At 71.1% G+C, this 18887-nt stretch carries 20 protein-coding genes and 1 pseudogene; 9 read left to right on the top strand and 12 right to left on the bottom strand.

The genetic code is table 11. The annotated features are described in order from the left end of the window. Positions 1-83: 83 nt before the first annotated feature. Positions 84-1235 carry a cystathionine gamma-synthase gene (locus tag LNK82_RS13930; RefSeq protein WP_230567377.1) on the top strand — a complete coding sequence of 384 codons (1152 nt, stop codon included), beginning with the start codon at positions 84-86 and terminating at the stop codon, positions 1233-1235. 224 nt (positions 1236-1459) lie between these two features. On the opposite strand, the gene LNK82_RS13925 is transcribed toward LNK82_RS13930, so the two are convergent. From LNK82_RS13925 to hppD, 3 genes are all read right to left on the bottom strand, one after another. Then, positions 1460-1732: a DUF2277 domain-containing protein gene (locus LNK82_RS13925; protein ID WP_230567376.1), complete on the bottom strand. Its 273-nt coding sequence runs from the start codon at positions 1730-1732 to the stop codon at positions 1460-1462. Between the two features lie 31 nt (positions 1733-1763). Next, positions 1764-1994: a hypothetical protein gene (locus LNK82_RS13920; protein WP_230567375.1), complete on the bottom strand. Its 231-nt coding sequence runs from the start codon at positions 1992-1994 to the stop codon at positions 1764-1766. A 194-nt stretch (positions 1995-2188) separates the two neighbouring features. Then, on the bottom strand, positions 2189-3370 hold the full coding sequence (gene hppD / locus LNK82_RS13915; protein ID WP_230567374.1) for a 4-hydroxyphenylpyruvate dioxygenase: 1182 nt from the start codon (positions 3368-3370) through the stop codon (positions 2189-2191). A 75-nt stretch (positions 3371-3445) separates the two neighbouring features. On the opposite strand from hppD, the gene LNK82_RS13910 reads away from it, so the two are divergent. Next, positions 3446-3940, top strand: coding sequence for an Lrp/AsnC family transcriptional regulator (locus tag LNK82_RS13910; protein WP_230567373.1), 495 nt, complete (start codon positions 3446-3448; stop codon positions 3938-3940). Between the two features lie 222 nt (positions 3941-4162). Here the strand turns inward: LNK82_RS13910 and greA are convergent, their stop codons facing one another. Further along, the gene (gene greA, locus LNK82_RS13905; RefSeq protein ID WP_053719387.1) at positions 4163-4657 is read right to left on the bottom strand and encodes a transcription elongation factor GreA; all 495 of its coding nucleotides are present in this window, start codon (positions 4655-4657) and stop codon (positions 4163-4165) included. Positions 4658-4842: 185 nt separating this feature from the next. Next, positions 4843-5253 carry a DUF4307 domain-containing protein gene (locus tag LNK82_RS13900; RefSeq protein WP_230567372.1) on the bottom strand — a complete coding sequence of 137 codons (411 nt, stop codon included), beginning with the start codon at positions 5251-5253 and terminating at the stop codon, positions 4843-4845. Positions 5254-5363: 110 nt separating this feature from the next. Here LNK82_RS13900 and mca point away from each other — a divergent pair, with 110 nt between their 5' ends. Both mca and LNK82_RS13890 read left to right on the top strand, forming a co-directional pair. After that, a complete protein-coding gene (mca, locus tag LNK82_RS13895; RefSeq protein ID WP_230567371.1) occupies positions 5364-6245 on the top strand; it encodes a mycothiol conjugate amidase Mca in 882 nt (293 codons plus the stop codon). Next, positions 6242-6529, top strand: coding sequence for a hypothetical protein (locus LNK82_RS13890; protein WP_372470485.1), 288 nt, complete (start codon positions 6242-6244; stop codon positions 6527-6529). The genes mca and LNK82_RS13890 overlap by 4 nt, the downstream gene beginning before the upstream one ends. Here the strand turns inward: LNK82_RS13890 and LNK82_RS13885 are convergent. Next, positions 6526-7122 (bottom strand): trypsin-like peptidase domain-containing protein, encoded by a 597-nt coding sequence (locus LNK82_RS13885; RefSeq protein WP_230567370.1) that lies wholly within the window; start codon positions 7120-7122, stop codon positions 6526-6528. The two genes, LNK82_RS13890 and LNK82_RS13885, sit on opposite strands and share 4 nt — an antisense overlap. Before the next feature lie 11 nt (positions 7123-7133). Beyond that, positions 7134-7906 (bottom strand): annotated as a pseudogene (locus LNK82_RS13880) (metallophosphoesterase); the annotation flags it as partial. A gap of 68 nt (positions 7907-7974) precedes the next feature. On the opposite strand from LNK82_RS13880, the gene LNK82_RS13875 reads away from it, so the two are divergent. After that, positions 7975-9942, top strand: a complete 1968-nt coding sequence (locus LNK82_RS13875) for a thioredoxin domain-containing protein (protein ID WP_230567369.1) — start codon at positions 7975-7977, stop codon at positions 9940-9942. 75 nt (positions 9943-10017) lie between these two features. Further along, complete coding sequence (gene abmR, locus LNK82_RS13870; RefSeq protein ID WP_230567368.1) at positions 10018-10575, top strand: ATP-binding transcription factor AbmR; 558 nt, start codon at positions 10018-10020, stop codon at positions 10573-10575. A 52-nt stretch (positions 10576-10627) separates the two neighbouring features. Here abmR and trhA read toward each other — a convergent pair whose 3' ends face one another. After that, complete coding sequence (gene trhA / locus LNK82_RS13865) at positions 10628-11299, bottom strand: PAQR family membrane homeostasis protein TrhA (RefSeq protein ID WP_230567367.1); 672 nt, start codon at positions 11297-11299, stop codon at positions 10628-10630. An 81-nt stretch (positions 11300-11380) separates the two neighbouring features. Between trhA and LNK82_RS13860 the strand changes: the two genes are divergently transcribed. Further along, the gene (locus LNK82_RS13860) at positions 11381-12160 is read left to right on the top strand and encodes an isoprenyl transferase (RefSeq protein WP_230567366.1); all 780 of its coding nucleotides are present in this window, start codon (positions 11381-11383) and stop codon (positions 12158-12160) included. A gap of 102 nt (positions 12161-12262) precedes the next feature. Here the strand turns inward: LNK82_RS13860 and LNK82_RS13855 are convergent, their stop codons facing one another. Both LNK82_RS13855 and LNK82_RS13850 read right to left on the bottom strand, forming a co-directional pair. After that, positions 12263-12625: a hypothetical protein gene (locus tag LNK82_RS13855; protein WP_230567365.1), complete on the bottom strand. Its 363-nt coding sequence runs from the start codon at positions 12623-12625 to the stop codon at positions 12263-12265. A 326-nt stretch (positions 12626-12951) separates the two neighbouring features. Next, positions 12952-13269 carry a hypothetical protein gene (locus tag LNK82_RS13850; protein ID WP_230567364.1) on the bottom strand — a complete coding sequence of 106 codons (318 nt, stop codon included), beginning with the start codon at positions 13267-13269 and terminating at the stop codon, positions 12952-12954. Positions 13270-13500: 231 nt separating this feature from the next. On the opposite strand from LNK82_RS13850, the gene LNK82_RS13845 reads away from it, so the two are divergent. Next, entirely contained in the window at positions 13501-14739 is a 1239-nt protein-coding gene (locus tag LNK82_RS13845; protein WP_230567363.1) for a DUF885 domain-containing protein, read from the top strand. 494 nt (positions 14740-15233) lie between these two features. Next, on the top strand, positions 15234-16523 hold the full coding sequence (gene phoH2, locus LNK82_RS13840) for an RNA 5'-3' helicase PhoH2 (protein WP_230567362.1): 1290 nt from the start codon (positions 15234-15236) through the stop codon (positions 16521-16523). On the opposite strand, the gene LNK82_RS13835 is transcribed toward phoH2, so the two are convergent. Continuing rightward, on the bottom strand, positions 16511-17233 hold the full coding sequence (locus LNK82_RS13835; protein ID WP_230567361.1) for a Pr6Pr family membrane protein: 723 nt from the start codon (positions 17231-17233) through the stop codon (positions 16511-16513). The two genes, phoH2 and LNK82_RS13835, sit on opposite strands and share 13 nt — an antisense overlap. Before the next feature lie 144 nt (positions 17234-17377). Further along, positions 17378-18817 (bottom strand): GuaB1 family IMP dehydrogenase-related protein, encoded by a 1440-nt coding sequence (locus LNK82_RS13830; protein ID WP_230567360.1) that lies wholly within the window; start codon positions 18815-18817, stop codon positions 17378-17380. Between the last annotated feature and the right edge of the window lie 70 nt (positions 18818-18887).

Here is an 18887-nt window from a genome sequence, read left to right as displayed (position 1 = left end):
AGGTCGGACACCGATTCACCCGACCGCCCGTCGGCCTTCCGGTCGACGGGCGGTTGCGTTTTGGGCCGCCGTACCCTAGACGCATGACGGACACCGGCCACTACGGTTTCGCGACCAGGGCTATCCACGCCGGGCAGGACCCCGACCCGACCACGGGCTCGGTCATCGTGCCGATCCACGCCACCTCCACCTACGCGCAGGACGGCGTCGGGGGGCTGCGCGGCGGTTTCGAGTACTCCCGCACCGGCAACCCGACCCGTGCCGCGCTGGAGGAGTGCCTGGCGGCGCTCGAAGGCGGGCGGCACGCGCGCGCGTTCGCCTCCGGCATGGGCGCGACCGACACGGCCCTGCGCGCGATGTGCCGGCCCGGCGACCACGTCGTCATCCCGAACGACGCGTACGGCGGCACGTTCCGGCTGATCGACAAGGTGCTGTCGCACTGGGGCGTCGAGCACACGCCGGCCGCGCTGTCCGACGTCGACGCGGTGCGCGCGGCGATCCGGCCGAACACCAAGGTCGTCTGGATCGAGACGCCGACCAACCCGTTGCTCAACATCGCCGACATCGCGCTGCTCGCGCAGGTGGCGCACTCGGCGGGCGCGCTGCTCGTGGTGGACAACACGTTCGCCTCGCCGTACCTGCAGAGCCCGTTGGAGCTGGGCGCGGACGTCGTGCTGCACTCGACGACCAAGTACGTCGGCGGGCACTCGGACGTCGTCGGCGGGGCGTTGATCACGTCGGACGACGAGCTCGACGCGCAGTTCGGCTTCCTGCAGAACGGTGCGGGCGCCGTGCCGGGGCCGTTCGACGCGTGGTTGACGTTGCGGGGCATCAAGACGCTCGAAGTGCGCATGGAGAAGCACTCGGACAACGCCGAGAAGGTCGTCGAGGCCCTGGTCCGGCACCCGAAGGTGACGCGCGTGTACTACCCGGGCCTGCCCGAGCACCCAGGCCACGAGGTCGCGGCGAAGCAGATGCGCCGGTTCGGCGGGATGATCTCGTTCTGCGTGGCGGGCGGCGAGCAAGCGGCCCTCGACGTCTGCTCCCGCACCCGCCTGTTCACCCTGGCCGAGTCGCTGGGCGGCGTCGAATCCCTGATCGAGCACCCCGGCCGCATGACCCACGCCAGCACGGCCGGCTCGCTCCTGGAGGTCCCCGCCGACCTGATCCGCCTCTCCGTGGGCATCGAATCGGCCGACGACCTGATCACCGACCTCCTGACCGCCCTCGACTAACCCCCGAGAGTCCTACCTCCAGCCCTCGAGAGTCCTACGTTCGCGTCGCGCGTGTCCTACGTTCAGAACACCTGAATTCAACGCTCAGCACACCGAACCCCGCGCTCAGTCACCACGGGCGCGGGGTTTCGCGCTGTGCTGAGCGTTCAACTCGGGGTACGTGAACGTAGGACTCTCGCGCCCTGAACGTAGGACTCTCGCGTTCTGGACGTGGGACACGCGGGTCAGCGGGGGCCGAAGCGGGCGGCGGAGCGTTCCTTCGCCTTGGCGGCCTCGACCTCGCGGTCACGGGGTGGGGCCTGCGTGACCAGCGATTCGAGCAGCACGCGAGTGGCCTCGGCCACCGCCTCGACGGCCGCGTCGAACGCCGCCTGGTTCGCCGCCGACGGACGCGTCGACCCGCTCACCTTGCGCACGTACTGAACGGCCGCCGCACGGACCTCGTCCTCGGTGGCGGGCGGTTCGAAGTTGTGGAGCACCCTGATGTTGCGACACATGGGTCCACTATCGCCCACGAGCCCGCGAACGTCAGGGCTTCACGTCGTACCGCGCGTTCTCCACCCGCGGCACGGCGGGCAGGTCGTGCCCGTCCACGCACCCGCCGACGAACTCCACCACGCCGTCGCGCTCCACGAACCGGCCCGTGTCCGCGCACCCCGCGTGGGCCACGGTGAAGAACGCCGCGCCGGTCAACGCCACGGCGGTGGCCACCGCTCCGACGAGCGGGAGCACCGCGGTGACCCGTGCCGCGAGCGCCATGCCACCCTCCAGGTGAATGCTGTGTGAGCTGACCCCGCACCGAGAGTACCGGTCCCGGCGCGTGCCGTACGGGCATCGTCAGCGTTCCGACAGGATCCGACGCGAAAGGCCGGCCCGGGGGTGCCCGGACCGGCCCGTCGCCGTCACAACGCGAGACGCCGCCCGACGGTTCCCGCCGCGGCGACGCCGAGGGGTCAGAGGTTGCCCCGGCGCTCCTGCTCGCGCTCGATCGCCTCGAACAGCGCCTTGAAGTTGCCCTTGCCGAAGCCGAGCGACCCGTGCCGCTCGATCAGCTCGTAGAACACGGTCGGCCGGTCGCCGATCGGCTTGGTGAAGATCTGGAGCAGGTAGCCGTCCTCGTCCCGGTCGACCAGGATCCGGTGCTCCTTGAGCACCTCGATCGGCACGCGCACCTCACCGATGCGCGCCCGCAGCTCCGGGTCGTCGTAGTACGAGTCGGGCGTCTCCAGGAACTCCACGCCCGCCGCGCGCATCGCGGTCAACGTGGCCACGATGTCGTTGGTCGCCAGCGCGATGTGCTGCACGCCGGCGCCCTCGTAGAACTCCAGGTACTCGTCGATCTGCGACTTGCGCTTGGCCACGGCGGGCTCGTTGAGCGGGAACTTCACCCGGTGGTTGCCGTTGGAGACGACCTTGCTCATCAACGCCGAGTAGTCGGTGGCGATGTCGTCGCCGATGAACTCCGCCATGTTCACGAAGCCCATCACCCGGTTGTAGAACTCCACCCAGTGGTCCATCCGGCCGAGCTCGACGTTGCCCACGCAGTGGTCGACCGCCTGGAACAGGCGCTTCGGCGCGCCCGCCGGCCGCACGACCGTGCTCTCCCGCGCCACGTACCCGGGCAGGTACGGCCCGCGGTAGCCCGACCGGTCGACCAGCGTGTGGCGGGTCTCGCCGTAGGTCGCGATGGCCGCGACCCGGACGGTGCCGTGCTCGTCGGTGAGGTCGTGCGGCTCTTCGAGGACGGTCGCGCCCTGGGCGCGCGCGTGCTCGACGCACCGGTCCACGTCGGCGACCTCCAGCGCGAGGTCCACCACGCCGTCACCGTGCTTGCGGTGGTGGTCGAGCAGCGGGCTGTCCGGCCGCACGCCGCCGTTGATCACGAACCGCGCCGAGCCGGACTTGAGCACGAAGGACTTGTGGTCCCGCTGCCCGGTCTCCGGCCCGGAGTACGCGACGAGCTGCATCCCGAAGGCGACCTGGTAGAACCACGCGGTCTGGGTCGCGTTGCCGACCACGAAGACCACGGCGTCCATCGAGCGGACGGGGAACGGGTCGCGCGTCCCGTCGTAGTCGACCAGGCCCACGAGTTGGCGGAGCTGGTCGTAGCTCACGTCGTCAAGCTGCTGCGTCATACCTCACAGCATGTGGAATGCTGGTCAGGGTGAGCAACACTCCGGAGTTCCGCTGGACATCTTGTACAGTGGTTCATGCCTTCCGACCCGCAAACTGAACACTCTGACCAGGCCGTCGACGCCCTGGACGCACGGCTGTTGCTGCTGCTCACCGACGAGCCCCGGCTGGGGGTGCTGGAGTGCTCGCGGCGCCTCGGCGTGGCCCGCGGCACGGTGCAGGCCCGGCTGGACCGGCTGGTGGCGCGCGGCGTGCTGACGGGCTTCCCGCCCGCGCTCGACCTGGCCGCGATGGGCTACGGGCTGACCGCGTTCGCCGTGCTGGAGATCGCCCAGGGACGGCGGCACGAGGTGTCGCAGGGGCTGGCCGCGATCAACGAGGTGTGCGAGGTGCACGCGACGACCGGGCCGGGCGACCTGTTCGCGCGGGTCGTGGCCCGGTCCAACGCCGACCTGCAACGGGTGATCGACTCGATCGTGGACGTGCCGGGCGTGCAGCGGCTGTCCACGTCGATCGCGCTCTCCACCCCCGTCCCGCCCCGCGTGCGGCCCCTGCTGGAACGCGTCACGTGACCGGATCGGGCGGTACGACATCAGGTGATACGACAACAGGTGGCACGACAGCAGAAGGGCGGGCCCCCCCCCGGGGGGGCGCCCCCCCGGGGGGGGGGGGGGCGCCCGCGGACCGCACCGCCGAGATAAGGGGTCTCCCACATTGGGGCCCCCCCCCCCCCGCGCCCCCCCCGGGGGGGGGCCCCCCCGGGGGGGGGGGCCCCCCCTCCTGGTGTCTGGGGGTCAGCCGGCGTACGGCACGGCCTTGATCAGCGTGACTTTCATCGTGCTGCCGTTGGGCAGCTCGTACTGACGCGCCTCGCCCTCCTTCGCGCCGAGCAACGCCTTGCCCAGCGGCGACGACGGGGAGTAGACCTCGAGGGCGCCGTGCGCGCCCTCCTCACGGGTGGCGAGCAGGAACTCCTCGGTCTCGTCATCACCGTCGTAACGCACAGTGAGCACCATGCCGGGCGCCGCGACGCCCGTCACCGTGGGCGCCTCGCCGACCTTGGCGACCCTCAGCAGCTCCTGCAGCTGGCGGATGCGGGCCTCCTGCTTGCCCTGCTCCTCGCGGGCCGCGTGGTACCCGCCGTTCTCGCGGAGGTCACCCTCCTCGCGACGCGCGTTGATCTCCGCAGCAATGACCGGGCGATTCTCGATCATCTCGTCCAGCTCCCCCTTGAGCCGGTCGTAGGCCTCCTGGGTCAGCCAGGTCACCTCAGTGTCGCTCACGGTCACCAACTCCTCGTCTTGCTCCGGCCCACGGCGTGGGCTGGCAGTTCCCGGGCGCACCAGCCCGGAACGGAAAAACACGGCCCGCGTCGGGGCCGTGCTGAAAGGCCAGAGTAACAGACCCAGAACGTTCGGCGACGGCGTTTTGTTCCCGGATCCGCCACTAAACCCGCAGATCACCCGCTTGGCCGCTACCTCGTGGACAGGTACGCCGGAACCTGGTAGGAGCAGCCGAAGACCTCGCCGGTGACGGGTGGTTTGGACGTCCGCAGCACGGTCGTGGCGCGCACCGTGTCGGCTCCCGGCGCGACCAGGACCTCCCGCCGGCCGGCCTCGTCGCCGTCCTGGGAACGCGCGCGCACGATGCACACCACGGGCTGCTCCGGGGTCTGCCTGACCACCTCGAACGTGATCTCGACCGTGCTGTCGCCGACCACCGTGAACGCGGTCTGCTTGGCCTCGACGGGCATCGTGCCGAGGTTGCGGTAGCCGACCCACGCGACGACCCCGCCGACCAGCACCGCGATCACGGGGAGTGACCACCGCGCCCACCTGGGCAGGGACCTGCGCGGTGCGCCGTACCGACCCTCCGGCAGTGCCACTGTCCGAAACCTTCCCGCCCGTGGGGAACAATGTCCCTCGACCACCGCGTTGAGTGTCGCAGGGGCTGGACCAGACAGGTTCGGCAGGGGCGAGGAGGAGCACCACCGTCATGGTTGAGAAGCTGCGCCTGATGGCGGTGCACGCGCACCCCGACGACGAGTCCAGCAAGGGCGCCGCCACGATGGCCCGCTACGTGGCCGAGGGCCACGAGGTCATGGTCGTGACCTGCACGGGCGGTGAGGCGGGCAGCATCCTCAACCCCGCCATGGAGCGCCCGGACGTGCTGGAGAACATCGCCGAGATCCGCCGCGGCGAGATGGCCCGCGCCGCCGAGATCCTCGGCGTGCAGCACCGCTGGCTGGGCTTCGTCGACTCCGGCCTGCCCGAGGGCGACCCGCTGCCGCCGCTGCCCGAGGGCTGCTTCGCGCTCGTGCCGCTGGAGGAGTCCACGCCGCCGCTGGTCGAGGTGATCCGCGAGTTCCGCCCGCACGTGATCGTCACCTACGACGAGAACGGCGGCTACCCGCACCCCGACCACATCCGCTGCCACGAGGTGTCGGTCGCCGCGTTCGACGCGGCCGGCGACCCCGAGCGCTACCCCGAGCTGGGCGAGCCGTGGCAGCCGCTGAAGCTGTACTACTCGCACGGCTTCTCCCGCGCGAAGCTGATGGCGTTCCACGAGGCCCTGATCGCCGTGGGCGAGGAGTCCCCGTACGCCGAGTGGCTGGCGGGCTGGGACGCCGACAAGCCGGACGTGATCGAGCGGGTCACCACCCGCGTCGAGTGCGCCGACTTCTTCCCGGTGCGCGACGAGGCCCTCAAGGCCCACGCCACCCAGATCGACCCTGAGAGCCGCTGGTTCGCCGTGCCGCTGGAGATGCAGCGCTCGGTGTGGCCGACGGAGGAGTACGAGCTGGCGCGGTCGCTGGTCGACAGCACCGTGCCGGAGGACGACCTGTTCGCGGGCGTCCGGGAAAGGGTGACCGCGTGACCTCGTTCGACCCGATCCCGTGGGAGCAGACCACGGCGATCGTCCTGGCCCAGCAGCCGCCCTCCACGGACAAGGACCCGGGCGGCCAGCAGGAGGACTTCGGCAAGTCCTCCCCGCTGGGCCTGCTGGTGCTGGTGCTGTTCTTCATCGCCGTGGTGTTCCTGGTCAAGTCGATGAGCAAGCACCTGAAGAAGCTGCCCGCGTCGTTCGACGAGCCCGAGGCCGACGCCAAGCCCGAGGCGAAGGCGGGCAACGGCAACGGCGGCGCGAAGAAGGACGACTAGCCGAAGTCGAGCTTGAGCACCCCGGACCGGCACCACACCACGAGCGTGCCGTCCGGGTGCCGGATCAGGTCGGTCACCGGCGAGTCCAGGTCGAGCGCCGCGAGGGTGCGGGCCCGGCCGCCGGGCGGGCAGGACCACACCGCCGGCCGTCCGCCGTCGTCGCCGGTCGCGACAAACGCCCGACCGTCCCGCAACGCCGTCGCCGCCTTGGTGCTCGGGCCGGCGACCCCCGGCCACGGTGGAGCCCACGGCGTCAGGTGGCCGGAGGTGTGCTCCAGCTGCACCCAGCCCGGGCCGACCCGGCCGCCCAGCCGCCCGCGCGACTCGGTGTGGTGACCGCCCGCGAACCCCTGCACCACGTACGGGTGGTCGCTCAACGCGGACGGCGCGCGCAGCGGCGCGCACACCGCGTCCACCGGCCGGTCCAGGCGCAGCACGGCCAGGTCACCGTCGTCTTCCCGGAACTCCACCGACGCGGCGACCGCCACCCCGGGGTGGACGAGCGTCACGTCCACCCGGTCGTGCGGCACGACGTGCGAGCAGGTGAGCACCAGCTCCGGTGCGACGAGCACGCCGGCGCCGATGTCACCCACCCGGGCTAACCAGGGCGGGCGTTCCCGGTAGCTCGCGCGCACCCCGCCGACCTTACTGCTCGTACCAGGTCCGACGGGCGGGGACGGAGACCAGTTCCCGCTCGGGGTAGCGCAGCGCGGTGAGCCTGCCGCCGAACACGCAGCCCGTGTCCAGGCACAGCGTCCCGTTCACCCACTCCGGTTCCTCGACCGGTGTGTGTCCATAAAGGACCATGGCGGCGCCCCGGTAGTCCTGCGCCCACGGGTAGCGGACGGGGAAGCCGCGCGAGTCGCGCTCGCCCGTGCCGACGCCCCACAGCGCCAGCGACCGCATCCGCGCCGACTCACTGCCGTGGTAGCGCTCGGGCAGGCCGGCGTGGGCGATGACGAGCTTGCCGCCGTCCAGGACGTAGTGCGGCACCAGGGAGTCGCAGAACGCCAGCACCTCGGCCCGGAACTGCGCGGTCTCGCGGGCCAGTTGGTCCAACGAGTGCTCCAGGCCGTGGCTGACGTGGACCTGGTGCCCCCGCAACGCGCGCACCAGCTTCTCCTCGTGGTTGCCGCGCACGGAGACGGCGTTGCCCGCCGCCACCATGGCCATCACGAGCCGCAGCACGCCCGGCGTGTCCGGGCCCCGGTCCACGAGGTCGCCGAGGAACGCCACCTTGCGCCCCTCCGGGTGCGTCCCTTCGGCGGAGTAGCCCAGTTCGCGCAGCAGGTGGACTAGCTCCGCGTGGCACCCGTGCACGTCACCGACCACGTCGAACGGCCCGGTTTCGTGGCGCAGGTCGTGCGGCGGCGGCTCGGGGGAGGGCTCCATGACCCCAGTCTGGTCGACGAGTCCGGCGGTTGTCCGGGATTTACTGTGGAGCTATGACGAACCGGCTCGCGTCCTCGACCAGCCCGTACCTCCTCCAACACGCCGACAACCCGGTGCACTGGCGCCCGTGGTCGCCGGAGGCGTTCGAGGAGGCGCGCGAACGGGGCGTGCCGGTGCTGCTCTCGGTCGGGTACGCGGCGTGCCACTGGTGCCACGTGATGGCGCACGAGTCGTTCGAGGACGAGGTCACCGCGGCGTACATGAACGAGCACTTCGTGAACGTGAAGGTGGACCGCGAGGAGCGGCCGGACGTGGACGCGGTCTACATGGCCGTCACGCAGGCGCTCAGCGGGCACGGCGGCTGGCCCATGACGTGCTTCCTGACGCCCGATGGCGAGCCGTTCTACGCGGGCACGTACTACCCGCCGTCGCCGCGCCAGGGCATGCCGTCGTTCCGCCAGGTGCTGGAGGCGATCGACCACGCGTGGCGCGAGCAGGGCGACGAGGTGCGCGAGTCGGCGGCGGGGATCGTGGCGCAGCTGGCGTTCAAGCCGCTACCGCAGTCCACAGTGGACGAGGAGGTGCTGTCCGGGGCGGTGGTGTCGTTGCTCGGGCACTTCGACCGGACCAACGCCGGTTTCGGCGGCGCGCCGAAGTTCCCGCCGTCGATGGTGCTGGAGTTCCTGCTGCGCCACCACGAGCGGACCGGGTCGGTCGAGGCGCTGTCGATGGCGCGGACGACGTGCGACGCGATGGCGAACGGCGGGCTGTACGACCAGCTGGCGGGCGGGTTCGCGCGGTACGGCGTGGACGCGGCGTGGGTCGTGCCGCACTTCGAGAAGATGTTGTACGACAACGCTTTGCTGCTGCGCGCGTACACGCATTTGAGCCGCCGTGACGACAACCCGCGCTACCGCCAAGTGGTCCGTGAGACGGCCGAGTTCCTGATCCGCGACCTCGGCACGGCGGAGGGCGGGTTCGCGGCGTCGTTGGACGCGGACACCGACGGCGTCGAGGGGTCCACGTACGTGTGGACGCCCGCGCAGCTCGTCGAGGTGCTGGGGATGGCGGCCGGGGCGCGCGCCGCCGAGCTGTACGGCGTGACGGACGAGGGCACGTTCGAGCACGGCGCGTCGACGTTGCGGATGCTCGGGGTGCCGGACGACGAGATCGCGGCGAAGCTGCTGGCGGCCCGCGACCGCCGGCCGCAGCCGGGACGTGACGACAAGGTCGTGACGGCGTGGAACGGGATGGCGATCGTGGCGCTGGCGGAGGCGGGCGCGGTGTTCGGCGAGCCGCGGTGGGTGGCGGCGGCCGTGCGGGCGGCGTCGCTGGTCCTGGACGTGCACCTGGTCGACGGTCGGCTCCTGCGCACGTCGCGCAACGGTGTCGCGGGCACGGCGGCGGGCGTGCTGGAGGACTACGGCTGCTTCGCCGACGGCCTGCTCGCCCTGCACCAGGCGACCGGCGACGTCAAGTGGTTCACCGCCGCCTGTGGATTGCTGGACACCGCGGTGGCCCGGTTCGCGGGGGAGGAGCCCGGCGTCTACTACGACACCGCGGACGACGCGGAGGCGTTGGTGCAGCGGCCGTCGGACCCGTCGGACAACGCGAGCCCGTCCGGTGCGTCGGCGCTGGCTTCGGCCCTCGTCACGGCGTCCGTGCTGGGCGGGCCGTCGACCTACCGCGACGCCGCCGAGGCCGCTCTCGGCCGCGCCGGCCTGCTGGCCGCCCGGGAACCCCGGTTCGCCGGGCACTGGCTGAGCGTGGCCGAGGCGTTGGCGCTCGGGCCCGTGCAGGTCGCCGTGGTCGGTGACGCGTCGGAGCTGGTCAGCGCCGCGTGGGCCGGGGTGCACGGCGGCGGCGTGGTGGTGGCGGGCGCGCCGGACTCCGCGCCGTTGCTCGCCGACCGGCCGCTGGTGGACGGCCGTGCGGCGGCCTACGTGTGCCGCGGGTACGTGTGCGACCGGCCGGTGACGTCCGTGGCCGAGCTGACCGGGGCCCTGGCTGTCCACCGGTAGCGAACCGCCCTTCCGAGGCCTCGTAAGCGGCGTAGCGTCGGCATCGTCGTAATCATGTAATCGAGGTGGTGCGAGATGCGACGTGGATGGGGAGGCCGGGGCGGCTGGCAGCAGGCCGAGCAGCCACCGGCGGACGACGCGGCGGGCTGGTTCGGCGGCAGGCTGCCCGATGAATGGTTCACCGGGGCGCCGGTCGTGACGGTGGACCGGGAGGAGATCCTGGTCGTCGGCACGCTGCCCGCGCTGGAGGGCACGTTCGCGGACGACGCGGAACGCGCGGCGGCCGAATCGGGCCGGATCAGCCGGTTCCGCGAGCAGACGAGGGACGAGCGGATCGAAATCGCGCGCCAAGCCGAACACCGCTACCGGCGCAAGGTCGCGTGGGGAGCACGGCTCGGTGGCACGGAGGAGCTGTTCACCACCCTGTCGGTGCCCGTGATGACGCGCCTGCGGCAACCCGAGCGGATGGTGCTGGACACGCTCGTCGCGGCGGGCGTGGCGCGGTCGCGTTCCGAGGCGCTGGCCTGGGCCGTGCGCCTGGTCGGCGAGCACGCGGACACCTGGCTGACCGAACTGCGTGCCGCGATGACCAGGGTGGACGACCTGCGAGCCCAAGGCCCCGACCTGGCGTGACGAACACCCGTTTCCCGGCGGTCCCGGGAAACGGGTGTTCCCGAATCACGGGTCAGGAGTAGATCGCGAACCAGATGGCGATGTAATGGCACAGCGCCGCCAGCACCGTGGCCGCGTGGAAGAACTCGTGGTAGCCGAAGACCTCCGGCCAGGGATTCGGCCAGCGGCAGGCGTAGAAGACGGCGCCGACGGTGTAGAGCAGGCCGCCCACCAGGAGCAGGACCAGGGCCGCCACGCCGACGTGGTGCAGCAGGTCCGGCAGGACGAAGATTGCCACCCAGCCCAGCGCGATGTAGATCGGCACCCCGAGCCACCTCGGGGCGTGCGGCCAGGCCAGTTTCAGCGTCACGCCGCCCAGGGCGCCGAGCCAGACCACGAGCAGCACGACGTTGCCGGTATTCGGCGGCATCGCCAGCAGCGCGAACGGGGTGTAGGTGCCGGCGATGAAGACGAAGATCATCGAGTGGTCGAGGCGCTTCATCCACGTCCGCGCCCGCACGCTGACCCAGTTCACGCGGTGGTACAGGGCGCTCACGCCGAACAGGCCGAGCACGGTCGCCCCGTACACGGACGTCGCCAGCGCCGCCTTCGCCGACACGGTGGCCGCGGCCAGGGCGATCAGCGTCGCGCCGGTCGCCACGGACACCACGAACGACCAGAGGTGCAGCCATCCCCGCAGACGAGGCCGCAGCGCGGCCTGCGGGCTAGGAGTCGACGTGGTCACGCCCTGAGGTTACGGGAGCGTAGGTGACCCGGTCAGCACACGACGGCGTGACCGCGCCCACCCGGCGTACGCTCTTCCAGCGTGGGTCTTCGCGAACAGGTCAAGAGCGTCCTGCTCAAGGGTTACGAGTTCCGCCTCAACCGATGGCTCGACGGCAAGCAGCGACCACGTCACGTCGGCGTCGTGCTCGACGGCAACCGCCGGTGGGCCAGGGAGGCGGGCTTCGACGACGTCGCGCACGGCCACCGGGCCGGCGCGCGCAAGATCCTCGAACTGCTGAGCTGGTGCCGCGAGGCCGAGGTCGAGGTGGTCACGCTGTGGATGCTGTCCACGGACAACCTCAACCGGCCGGCCGAGGAGCTGGACCCGTTGCTCGGCATCATCGCCGACATCGTCGACGAACTCGCCGAGCCCGGTAACCCCTGGCGCATCCGGCACGTCGGCGCGCTGGACATGCTGCCGACCGAGACCGCAGCCCGGCTGTCCGCGGCGGCACTGCGCACCAAGGGCCGCACCGGCCTGGAGGTCAACGTCGCGGTCGGCTACGGCGGCCGGCAGGAGATCGCCGACGCGGTCCGCAAGCTGCTGCAGAAGCACGCCGAGTCCGGCGGCACGATCGAGGAGCTCGCCGAGGTCCTGGACGTCGACCACATCGCCGAACACCTCTACACGTCCGGTCAGCCCGACCCCGACCTGCTCATCCGCACCTCGGGCGAGCAGCGGCTGTCCGGCTTCATGCTGTGGCAGTCGGCACACTCGGAGTTCTGGTTCACCGAGGCCTACTGGCCCGAGTTCCGCCGCACCGACTTCCTGCGCGCCCTGCGCGACTACGCCATCCGGCACCGCCGCTTCGGCTCCTAGGGCGGGCGACGCCTGGTCGCCGCCCGCGCACCCGAAGGGGAACGCCCGAGGGCGGCACCCCCCGACTGGGAAGTGCCGCCCTCGGGATCACCGGTGTGGGGCTCAGTCGTCGTACGAGTCGTTGTGCCCGGGGGCGTCCGACTCGTTGTGGTCGTTGTCCGTCGCGATGCAGACGCTCTCGTCGTTGTTCGAGAGGATCGGGATCGCCAGGACGTTGACCTCGACCTCGCAGATGTTGACCTGGCTCAGCAGGTCGGAGTCGTTGCCGAAGTTGATGAGACCGAACTGGTCGGCGTAGGTGCCGCCTTCCTCGTCGTCCTCGAAGTACTGCTGGTTGTGGTACTCGCCGATGGCGGTGTACTCGCCGTCGTCGTAGCCCCCTCCGTGCGGCGTCGCGAACGCGGGGGAGCCCAGCAGCATCAGACCGGCCGCAGCGGCGGCGACGGCACCTGCCTTCTTGAACATATAAACACACTCCTCTAGTGGGGAATTGATGTGACGCCCATAACCTTGCTCGCGCGATCCGAGCATTCGGGGAGTCTGCGGCTCAGGCGGTTTGCCCTCGCTCAGGTAATTTACTGGCTGGAGTTGTGGATTGCACCCGGATGAACACCATCGTGTGAATGATGTGTAATCGGTATGGCTCTCGGTTCGAAATCCGGACATCGCGACCACGTACTCGCGTCGTCATATCAACGGTATTGCGCGCCATCCGCTTATTCGGCCGCACGTCGTCGGTCGTCGCACGGTGACCTCGGCGGGCCCGTCGGCTCCGCAGCAGGTAGAGGGCTTCAGCTGCCGTCGTCGTCGGAGACGGCGCACAGGCTCTCGTCGTTGTTCGACAGGATCGGAACGCCGATGACGGCGTTGACCTCGATCTCGCAGACGTTCAGGCCGCTCGCGACGTCGGAGTCGTTGCCGAAGTTGAGCAGGCCGAACTGGTCGACCACGTGCCCGCTGCCGTCGTCGTCGTTCACGAGGGTGAAACCGTGCTCGGATTCGTGGCCGTGCCCCTCCTCGTGGGGTTCGCCGCCCACGGCGAACGCCGGGGCGCCGACCAGCATCAGTCCGGCCACGATCGCGGTGAGCGTACCTGCCTTCTTCAGCACTTCACACTCCTCTTTGCGGGTTTCCCCGGTCGATCCAGCGCTGTCCGGAAGCCGGACCGCTGCCTGATCGGCAAAACTACCGAACATCCGCCCCCGTGTGGATCTCGATAACACGATTGTGTGATCCGCCGAACGTGGGTGTCCCCCATTGTGGTGTCTTTTCGGGTCAGAATTCGTCGGCGCGGTTCGGCTGTGGTAAACCGGGCGGTCATCTCGTATGGTCTTCAGTCCGTGGACGGCGACCGGATCGTGCGTGAGTACCTGCTGCTCGGGCTGAGGCTCGACCGGCTGTCGCCGGGGTTGGTCGACTCGTTCACCGGTGACCGCGCGCTGCGCCGGGCGGTCGACGTCGAGCCGAGGCCGCACCCCGTGGCGTTGACCGAGCAGGCCGCGCTGCTGCGCCGCGAGCTGCCCGGCGCCGACCTGGAGCCGACGCGCAAGCGCTTCCTGGACGCCCACCTCGTGGCGGCCGAGACGATCGCGCGCAAGCTCGCCGGCGTGCGCGTCGGCTTCGTGGACGAGGTGCGGGCGTACTTCCAGGTCGACATCAGCCCGGGTCACCCGGACACCTACCGCCGCGCGCACGCCGCGCTGGACGAGCTGCTGCCCGGCCCCGGCTCGCTGGCCCAACGGCTCGCCGACCACCGCGCGCTCGACGAGGTGCCGCCGCGTCGCCTCAAGAACACCGTCCACGCGCTGTCCAGCGCGCTACGCGACCGCGTGCGGCAACGGTTCGAGCTGCCCGCGAACGAGGTGGTGGAGTACGAGGTCGTCACCGACAAGCCGTGGAGCGGCTTCAACTACTACCTGGGCGGCTTCCGGTCGCGCGTGGCGATCAACGCCGACCTCGGCCACCGGATGTCGAACCTGCCGCACCTGGTCGCCCACGAGTCCTACCCCGGCCACCACACCGAGCACTGCCGCAAGGAGGTGGGCCTGGTCGGCAAGCGCGGGCACGCCGAGCAGGCGTTGTTCCTGATCAACACGCCGCAGTGCCTGATGGCCGAGGGCATGGCCGAACTCGGCCTGCACGCCGTGGTCGGCGCCGGCTGGGGCCGCTGGGCCGAGGAGATCATGGCCGACCTGGGCCTGCGGATGGACGGCGAGCTGGCCGAACGCGTGGAGAACGCCCTCTCCGGGCTGCTCACCGTGCGTCAGGACGCCGCCCTGATGCTGCACGACCGGCGTGCCCATCCGGATGACGTGGTGGACTTCCTGTGCCGGTGGCTGCTGGTTCCCGAACGCCGTGCCCGCCACATGCTGCGATTCCTCGGTGACCCTCTGTGGCGGGCGTACACGACGACGTACGTCGAGGGGGTGCGACTGGTCCGCGCGTGGCTCGACCTGCGCGCCCGCACGGACACCTTGAGCGACCGGTATCTGAGACTTCTTGACGAACCACTGGTGCCGGCGGCGTTGGCGGAGGAAGTCGCGGCCGGGGTGCCCTGGTTGTCCCGCGACCCTGGGTGACGGACCGCGCCACGTCCGGCCGCACGTGCCCTGAGCTGCGTGGACGACGCCGGATTGCGCCGATGTGACGGCCCGGGGTCGTCCACGCGCACCCGCTGAGACCGTCTCCCGCCAGTTTGCGGCGGGGTGACGAATTGACGAATCACCTGTGTGGCTGCCTGCATAAGGGGGACCTGCGGAGGTAACTTCCGGTTGGCGGGACGCGTCCACTGCGGACCGCGCAGGGAGGCCCTGATCGTGGCTGTCGTCGTATCGCCGGTTCCGCCGGCGGTGATGAGCGCGAGGGGGCCGGCACCCGGCCCTCGTGACCGGCGCGCCTCCAGCTAGCGGAGGCGGTCCGGTCGATCGGGGTGGTGCCTGGCCCAGCGAGGAGCGGACGCGGGTGCCGCGTTCGTGAGGGAGTTGCCGTGAACGCACGACGACCCGCGAGCCGTTCCTCAGGCTCATCGCGCAGCACTTCCCGGCGCCGTGGCGCGCCGACGACCAACACGTACGTGGTGGACACGTCCGTGCTGCTCTCCGACCCCCTGGCCACCACGCGGTTCGCCGAGCACGAGGTCGTGCTGCCGCTCGTGGTGATCAGCGAGCTGGAGGGCAAGCGGCACCACCCGGAGCTCGGTTGGTTCGCCAGGGAGGCGTTGCGCCTGCTCGACGACCTGCGACTGCGGCACGGCCGGCTGGACCACCCGGTCCCGATCGGCGAGAGCGGCGGCACGCTGCGCGTGGAGCTCAACCACTCCGACCCGGAGGTGCTGCCCGCGGGTTTCCGCACGGACTCCAACGACGCCCGCATACTGGCCTGCGCGCTCAACCTCGCGGCCGAGGGCAACACCGTCACGCTGGTCACCAAGGACATGCCGCTGCGGGTCAAGGCGGGCGCGGTCGGCCTGGCCGCCGAGGAGTACCGGGCGCACGACGTCACGCTGTCCGGTTACTCCGGGATGTCCGACGTGGACGTCGACCAGACCGTGGTGGACGCGCTCTACCGCGACACCGTGATCGACCCGGCGCTGTTCGACCTGGCGCACGTGGCCGAGCTGCCGTGCCACAGCGGGTTGCGGCTGCTGGCGGGCACGTCGAGCGCGTTGGGTCGGGTCACGCCGGACAAGCAGCTGCGGCTGGTGCGCGGCGACCGCGAGGCGTTCGGGCTGCACGGTCGGTCGGCCGAGCAGCGCGTGGCGCTGGACCTGCTGCTGGACACCGAGGTCGGCATCGTCTCGCTGGGCGGACGGGCCGGCACCGGCAAGTCGGCGCTCGCGCTGTGCGCGGGCCTGGAAGCGGTCATGGAACGCCGGCAACACCGCAAGGTCGTGGTCTTCCGCCCGCTCTACGCGGTGGGCGGCCAGGAACTGGGCTACCTGCCCGGTTCCGAGAGCGAGAAGATGCAGCCGTGGGCGCAGGCGGTGTTCGACACCCTCGGCGCGCTGGTCAGCCAGGACGTCGTGGAGGAGATCATGGACCGCGGCATGCTGGAGGTCATGCCGCTGACCCACATCCGCGGCCGGTCCCTGCACGACTCGTTCGTGATCGTGGACGAGGCGCAGTCGCTGGAGCGCAACGTGCTGCTGACCGTGCTGTCGCGGTTGGGCGCCAACTCGCGGGTGGTGCTCACGCACGACGTGGCGCAGCGTGACAACCTGCGCGTAGGGCGGCACGACGGCGTGGCGGCGGTCATCGAGAAGCTGAAGGGCCACCCGCTGTTCGCGCACGTCACGTTGACGAGGTCGGAGCGCTCGCCGATCGCCGCGCTGGTCACCGAGATGCTGGAGGACTACGCCTCCTGACGGCTCGACGACGAGGCCGCCCCGGTCGCCGTGACCGGGGCGGCCTTCAGCTTGTGGTCGACGACCTTCGCGAGCCAGGCCAGCACCGCGGCGGCGAGCAGCACGAACAGGGCGTTGCGCAGGGCGGCGCCGAAGCCGAGCTCGGTGGCGTCGAGGAACGGGTACGGGTACCAGTCCGTGATCGCGCCGTGGGCGAACGTGTAGGCGATCCACACGACGGGCCAGATCAGCAGCGCCTTGGCGACGGTGGTGCGGTCGAAGCGCGGTCGGGGGCCGAACAGCAGCCAGCCGAGCACCGCCAGCACCGGGGACAGCTGGTGGAAGCCGAGGTTCACCCACCAGGCGATGCCGACGGGGTTCGTCAGCGGCGCGAGCACGAGGGCGAACACGATGCCGGTGATCGCGATGCCGAGCAGCGCGTCCAGGCGGGCCACCCGCCAGCCGCGGCCGTCCCGGGTGGGGTTCGACGCCAGCGTGATGGCGACGACGAGCACGAACAGGTTGCTCTGGATGGTGAAGTAGCTGAACAGGCGGACGAGGCGGACACCGAGCGTCACGTGGGTCGTGGTCTCGTCGGCGTTGACGTCCGTCCCACCGGTGAACAGCAACACCAGTTGGGTGATCAGGGACGCGGCGATCACGGCCGCGAGCACGCCGTGCCACACCCGTGAGCCGGTGTGCCAGGCGGTGGGGCGCGGTGCGGTGCTCATCGCCCGATCATCGGGTCGGGGCCGCGGTCCCGCTGGGCGAGCCGGCCGTGCTTCCCACCAGGGCCGTGCGGGGCCCTGGTGGTCAGCGTGGTCCGCGGTGGTCGTCCACGGTGGTAGTGGCCGACCCGTTCGGGTGAGGCGGGATCACCAGCCCGAGGGAAGCGGGCGGCCTTCGGCGAAACCGGCCGCGCTCTGCACGCCCACCGTCGCCTTGGCGTGGAACTCCTCCAGGGTCTGGGCGCCGGCGTAGGTGCAGGAGCTGCGGACGCCCGCCGTGATGGCGTCGAGCAGGTCCTCCACGCCGGGGCTGGTCGGGTCCAGGCGCATGCGCGAGGTGGAGATGCCCTCCTCGAACAGCCCCTTCTTGGCGCGGTCGAACGCGTTGTCGGTGCGGGTGCGGGCGGACACGGCGCGCTTGGACGCCATGCCGAACGACTCCTTGTAGAGGCGACCCTGCTCGTCGCGCTGGAGGTCGCCGGGCGACTCGTAGGTGCCGGCGAACCAGGAGCCGATCATGGCGCTGGACGCGCCGGCGGCGAGGGCGAGGGCGACGTCGCGCGGGTGGCGGACGCCGCCGTCGGCCCAGACGTGCTTGCCGAGCCTGCGTGCTTCGGCGGCGCACTCGGCGACGGCGGAGAACTGCGGGCGGCCGACGCCGGTCATCATGCGGGTGGTGCACATCGCGCCCGGGCCGACGCCGACCTTGACGATGTCCGCGCCCGCTTCGACCAGGTCGCGGACGCCTTCGGCGGTGACGACGTTGCCGGCGACGACCGGGACGGTGGGACGTGCCTCGCGGACGGCCTTGAGGGCGGCGAGCATCTTCTCCTGGTGGCCGTGGGCGGTGTCCACGACGAGGGTGTCGACGCCCGCCTGGAGGAGGTGCTCGGCCTTGGCGGTGACGTCGCCGTTCACGCCGATGGCGGCGGCGACGCGGAGCTTGTCGGCGTCGTCGAGGGCGGGTTGGTAGACGTCGGCGCGCAGGGCGCCCAGGCTGGTCATCACGCCGCGGAGGCGTCCGTCGGCGTCGACGCCGAGCGCGACCCGCTGGGTGCCGCCGTGGAGCCGGTCGAAAACTTCACGCGGACGGGTGTCCAACGGAAGGGTGACGATGCGGTCGTCGGCCACGTCGTGCAACCGGGTGAACCGGTCCACGCCCGCGCACGCGGCCTCGTCCACGACCCCGATGGGCCGGCCGTCGTCGTCGATCACGACGACCGCGCCGTGCGCCCGTTTGTGGAGGAGGTTGACCGCGTCGGCGACCGAGTCGCCGGGGTGCAACGTCAACGGGGTGTCCCACACGGTGTGCCGCGCCTTCACCCACTGCACGATCTCCGCGACCGCTTCCGGCGCGACGTCCTGCGGGAGGACCACCAGCCCGCCGCGTCGCGCCACGGTCTCCGCCATCCGGCGTCCCGCCACCGCGGTCATGTTCGCGACCACGATCGGGATCGTCGCCCCCGTTCCGTCGGAGGTCGACAAGTCGACGCCGAACCTCGAGTCGACGGCCGATCGGCCGGGCACGAGGAAGACGTCGTCATAGGTCAGGTCGTAGCTGGGCCGATGCCCTTCGATGAACCGCACGAGAACTTAACGGTACTCGCGTCGGGGGGAGTTCGCCCTGGTTGTCCGCACCATCGAGGGGATCGATACG

Source organism: Saccharothrix luteola, assembly GCF_020859565.1.
Taxonomy (GTDB): Bacteria; Actinomycetota; Actinomycetes; order Mycobacteriales; family Pseudonocardiaceae; genus Actinosynnema; species Actinosynnema luteola.
The sequence above is the reverse complement of the archived record's forward strand: the minus strand, read 5'-3'. Positions and strand labels throughout refer to the sequence as shown.

Coding starts and splice junctions, on each gene's coding strand:
- LNK82_RS13855 (WP_230567365.1), bottom strand. CDS start 12,625: ATGTTCAAGAAGGCAGGTGCCGTCGCCGCCGCTGCGGCCGGTCTGATG.
- LNK82_RS13875 (WP_230567369.1), top strand. CDS start 7,975: ATGACGAACCGGCTCGCGTCCTCGACCAGCCCGTACCTCCTCCAACAC.
- LNK82_RS13910 (WP_230567373.1), top strand. CDS start 3,446: ATGCCTTCCGACCCGCAAACTGAACACTCTGACCAGGCCGTCGACGCC.
- LNK82_RS13920 (WP_230567375.1), bottom strand. CDS start 1,994: ATGGCGCTCGCGGCACGGGTCACCGCGGTGCTCCCGCTCGTCGGAGCG.
- hppD (WP_230567374.1), bottom strand. CDS start 3,370: ATGACGCAGCAGCTTGACGACGTGAGCTACGACCAGCTCCGCCAACTC.
- LNK82_RS13930 (WP_230567377.1), top strand. CDS start 84: ATGACGGACACCGGCCACTACGGTTTCGCGACCAGGGCTATCCACGCC.
- abmR (WP_230567368.1), top strand. CDS start 10,018: ATGCGACGTGGATGGGGAGGCCGGGGCGGCTGGCAGCAGGCCGAGCAG.
- mca (WP_230567371.1), top strand. CDS start 5,364: ATGGTTGAGAAGCTGCGCCTGATGGCGGTGCACGCGCACCCCGACGAC.
- LNK82_RS13835 (WP_230567361.1), bottom strand. CDS start 17,233: ATGAGCACCGCACCGCGCCCCACCGCCTGGCACACCGGCTCACGGGTG.
- LNK82_RS13925 (WP_230567376.1), bottom strand. CDS start 1,732: ATGTGTCGCAACATCAGGGTGCTCCACAACTTCGAACCGCCCGCCACC.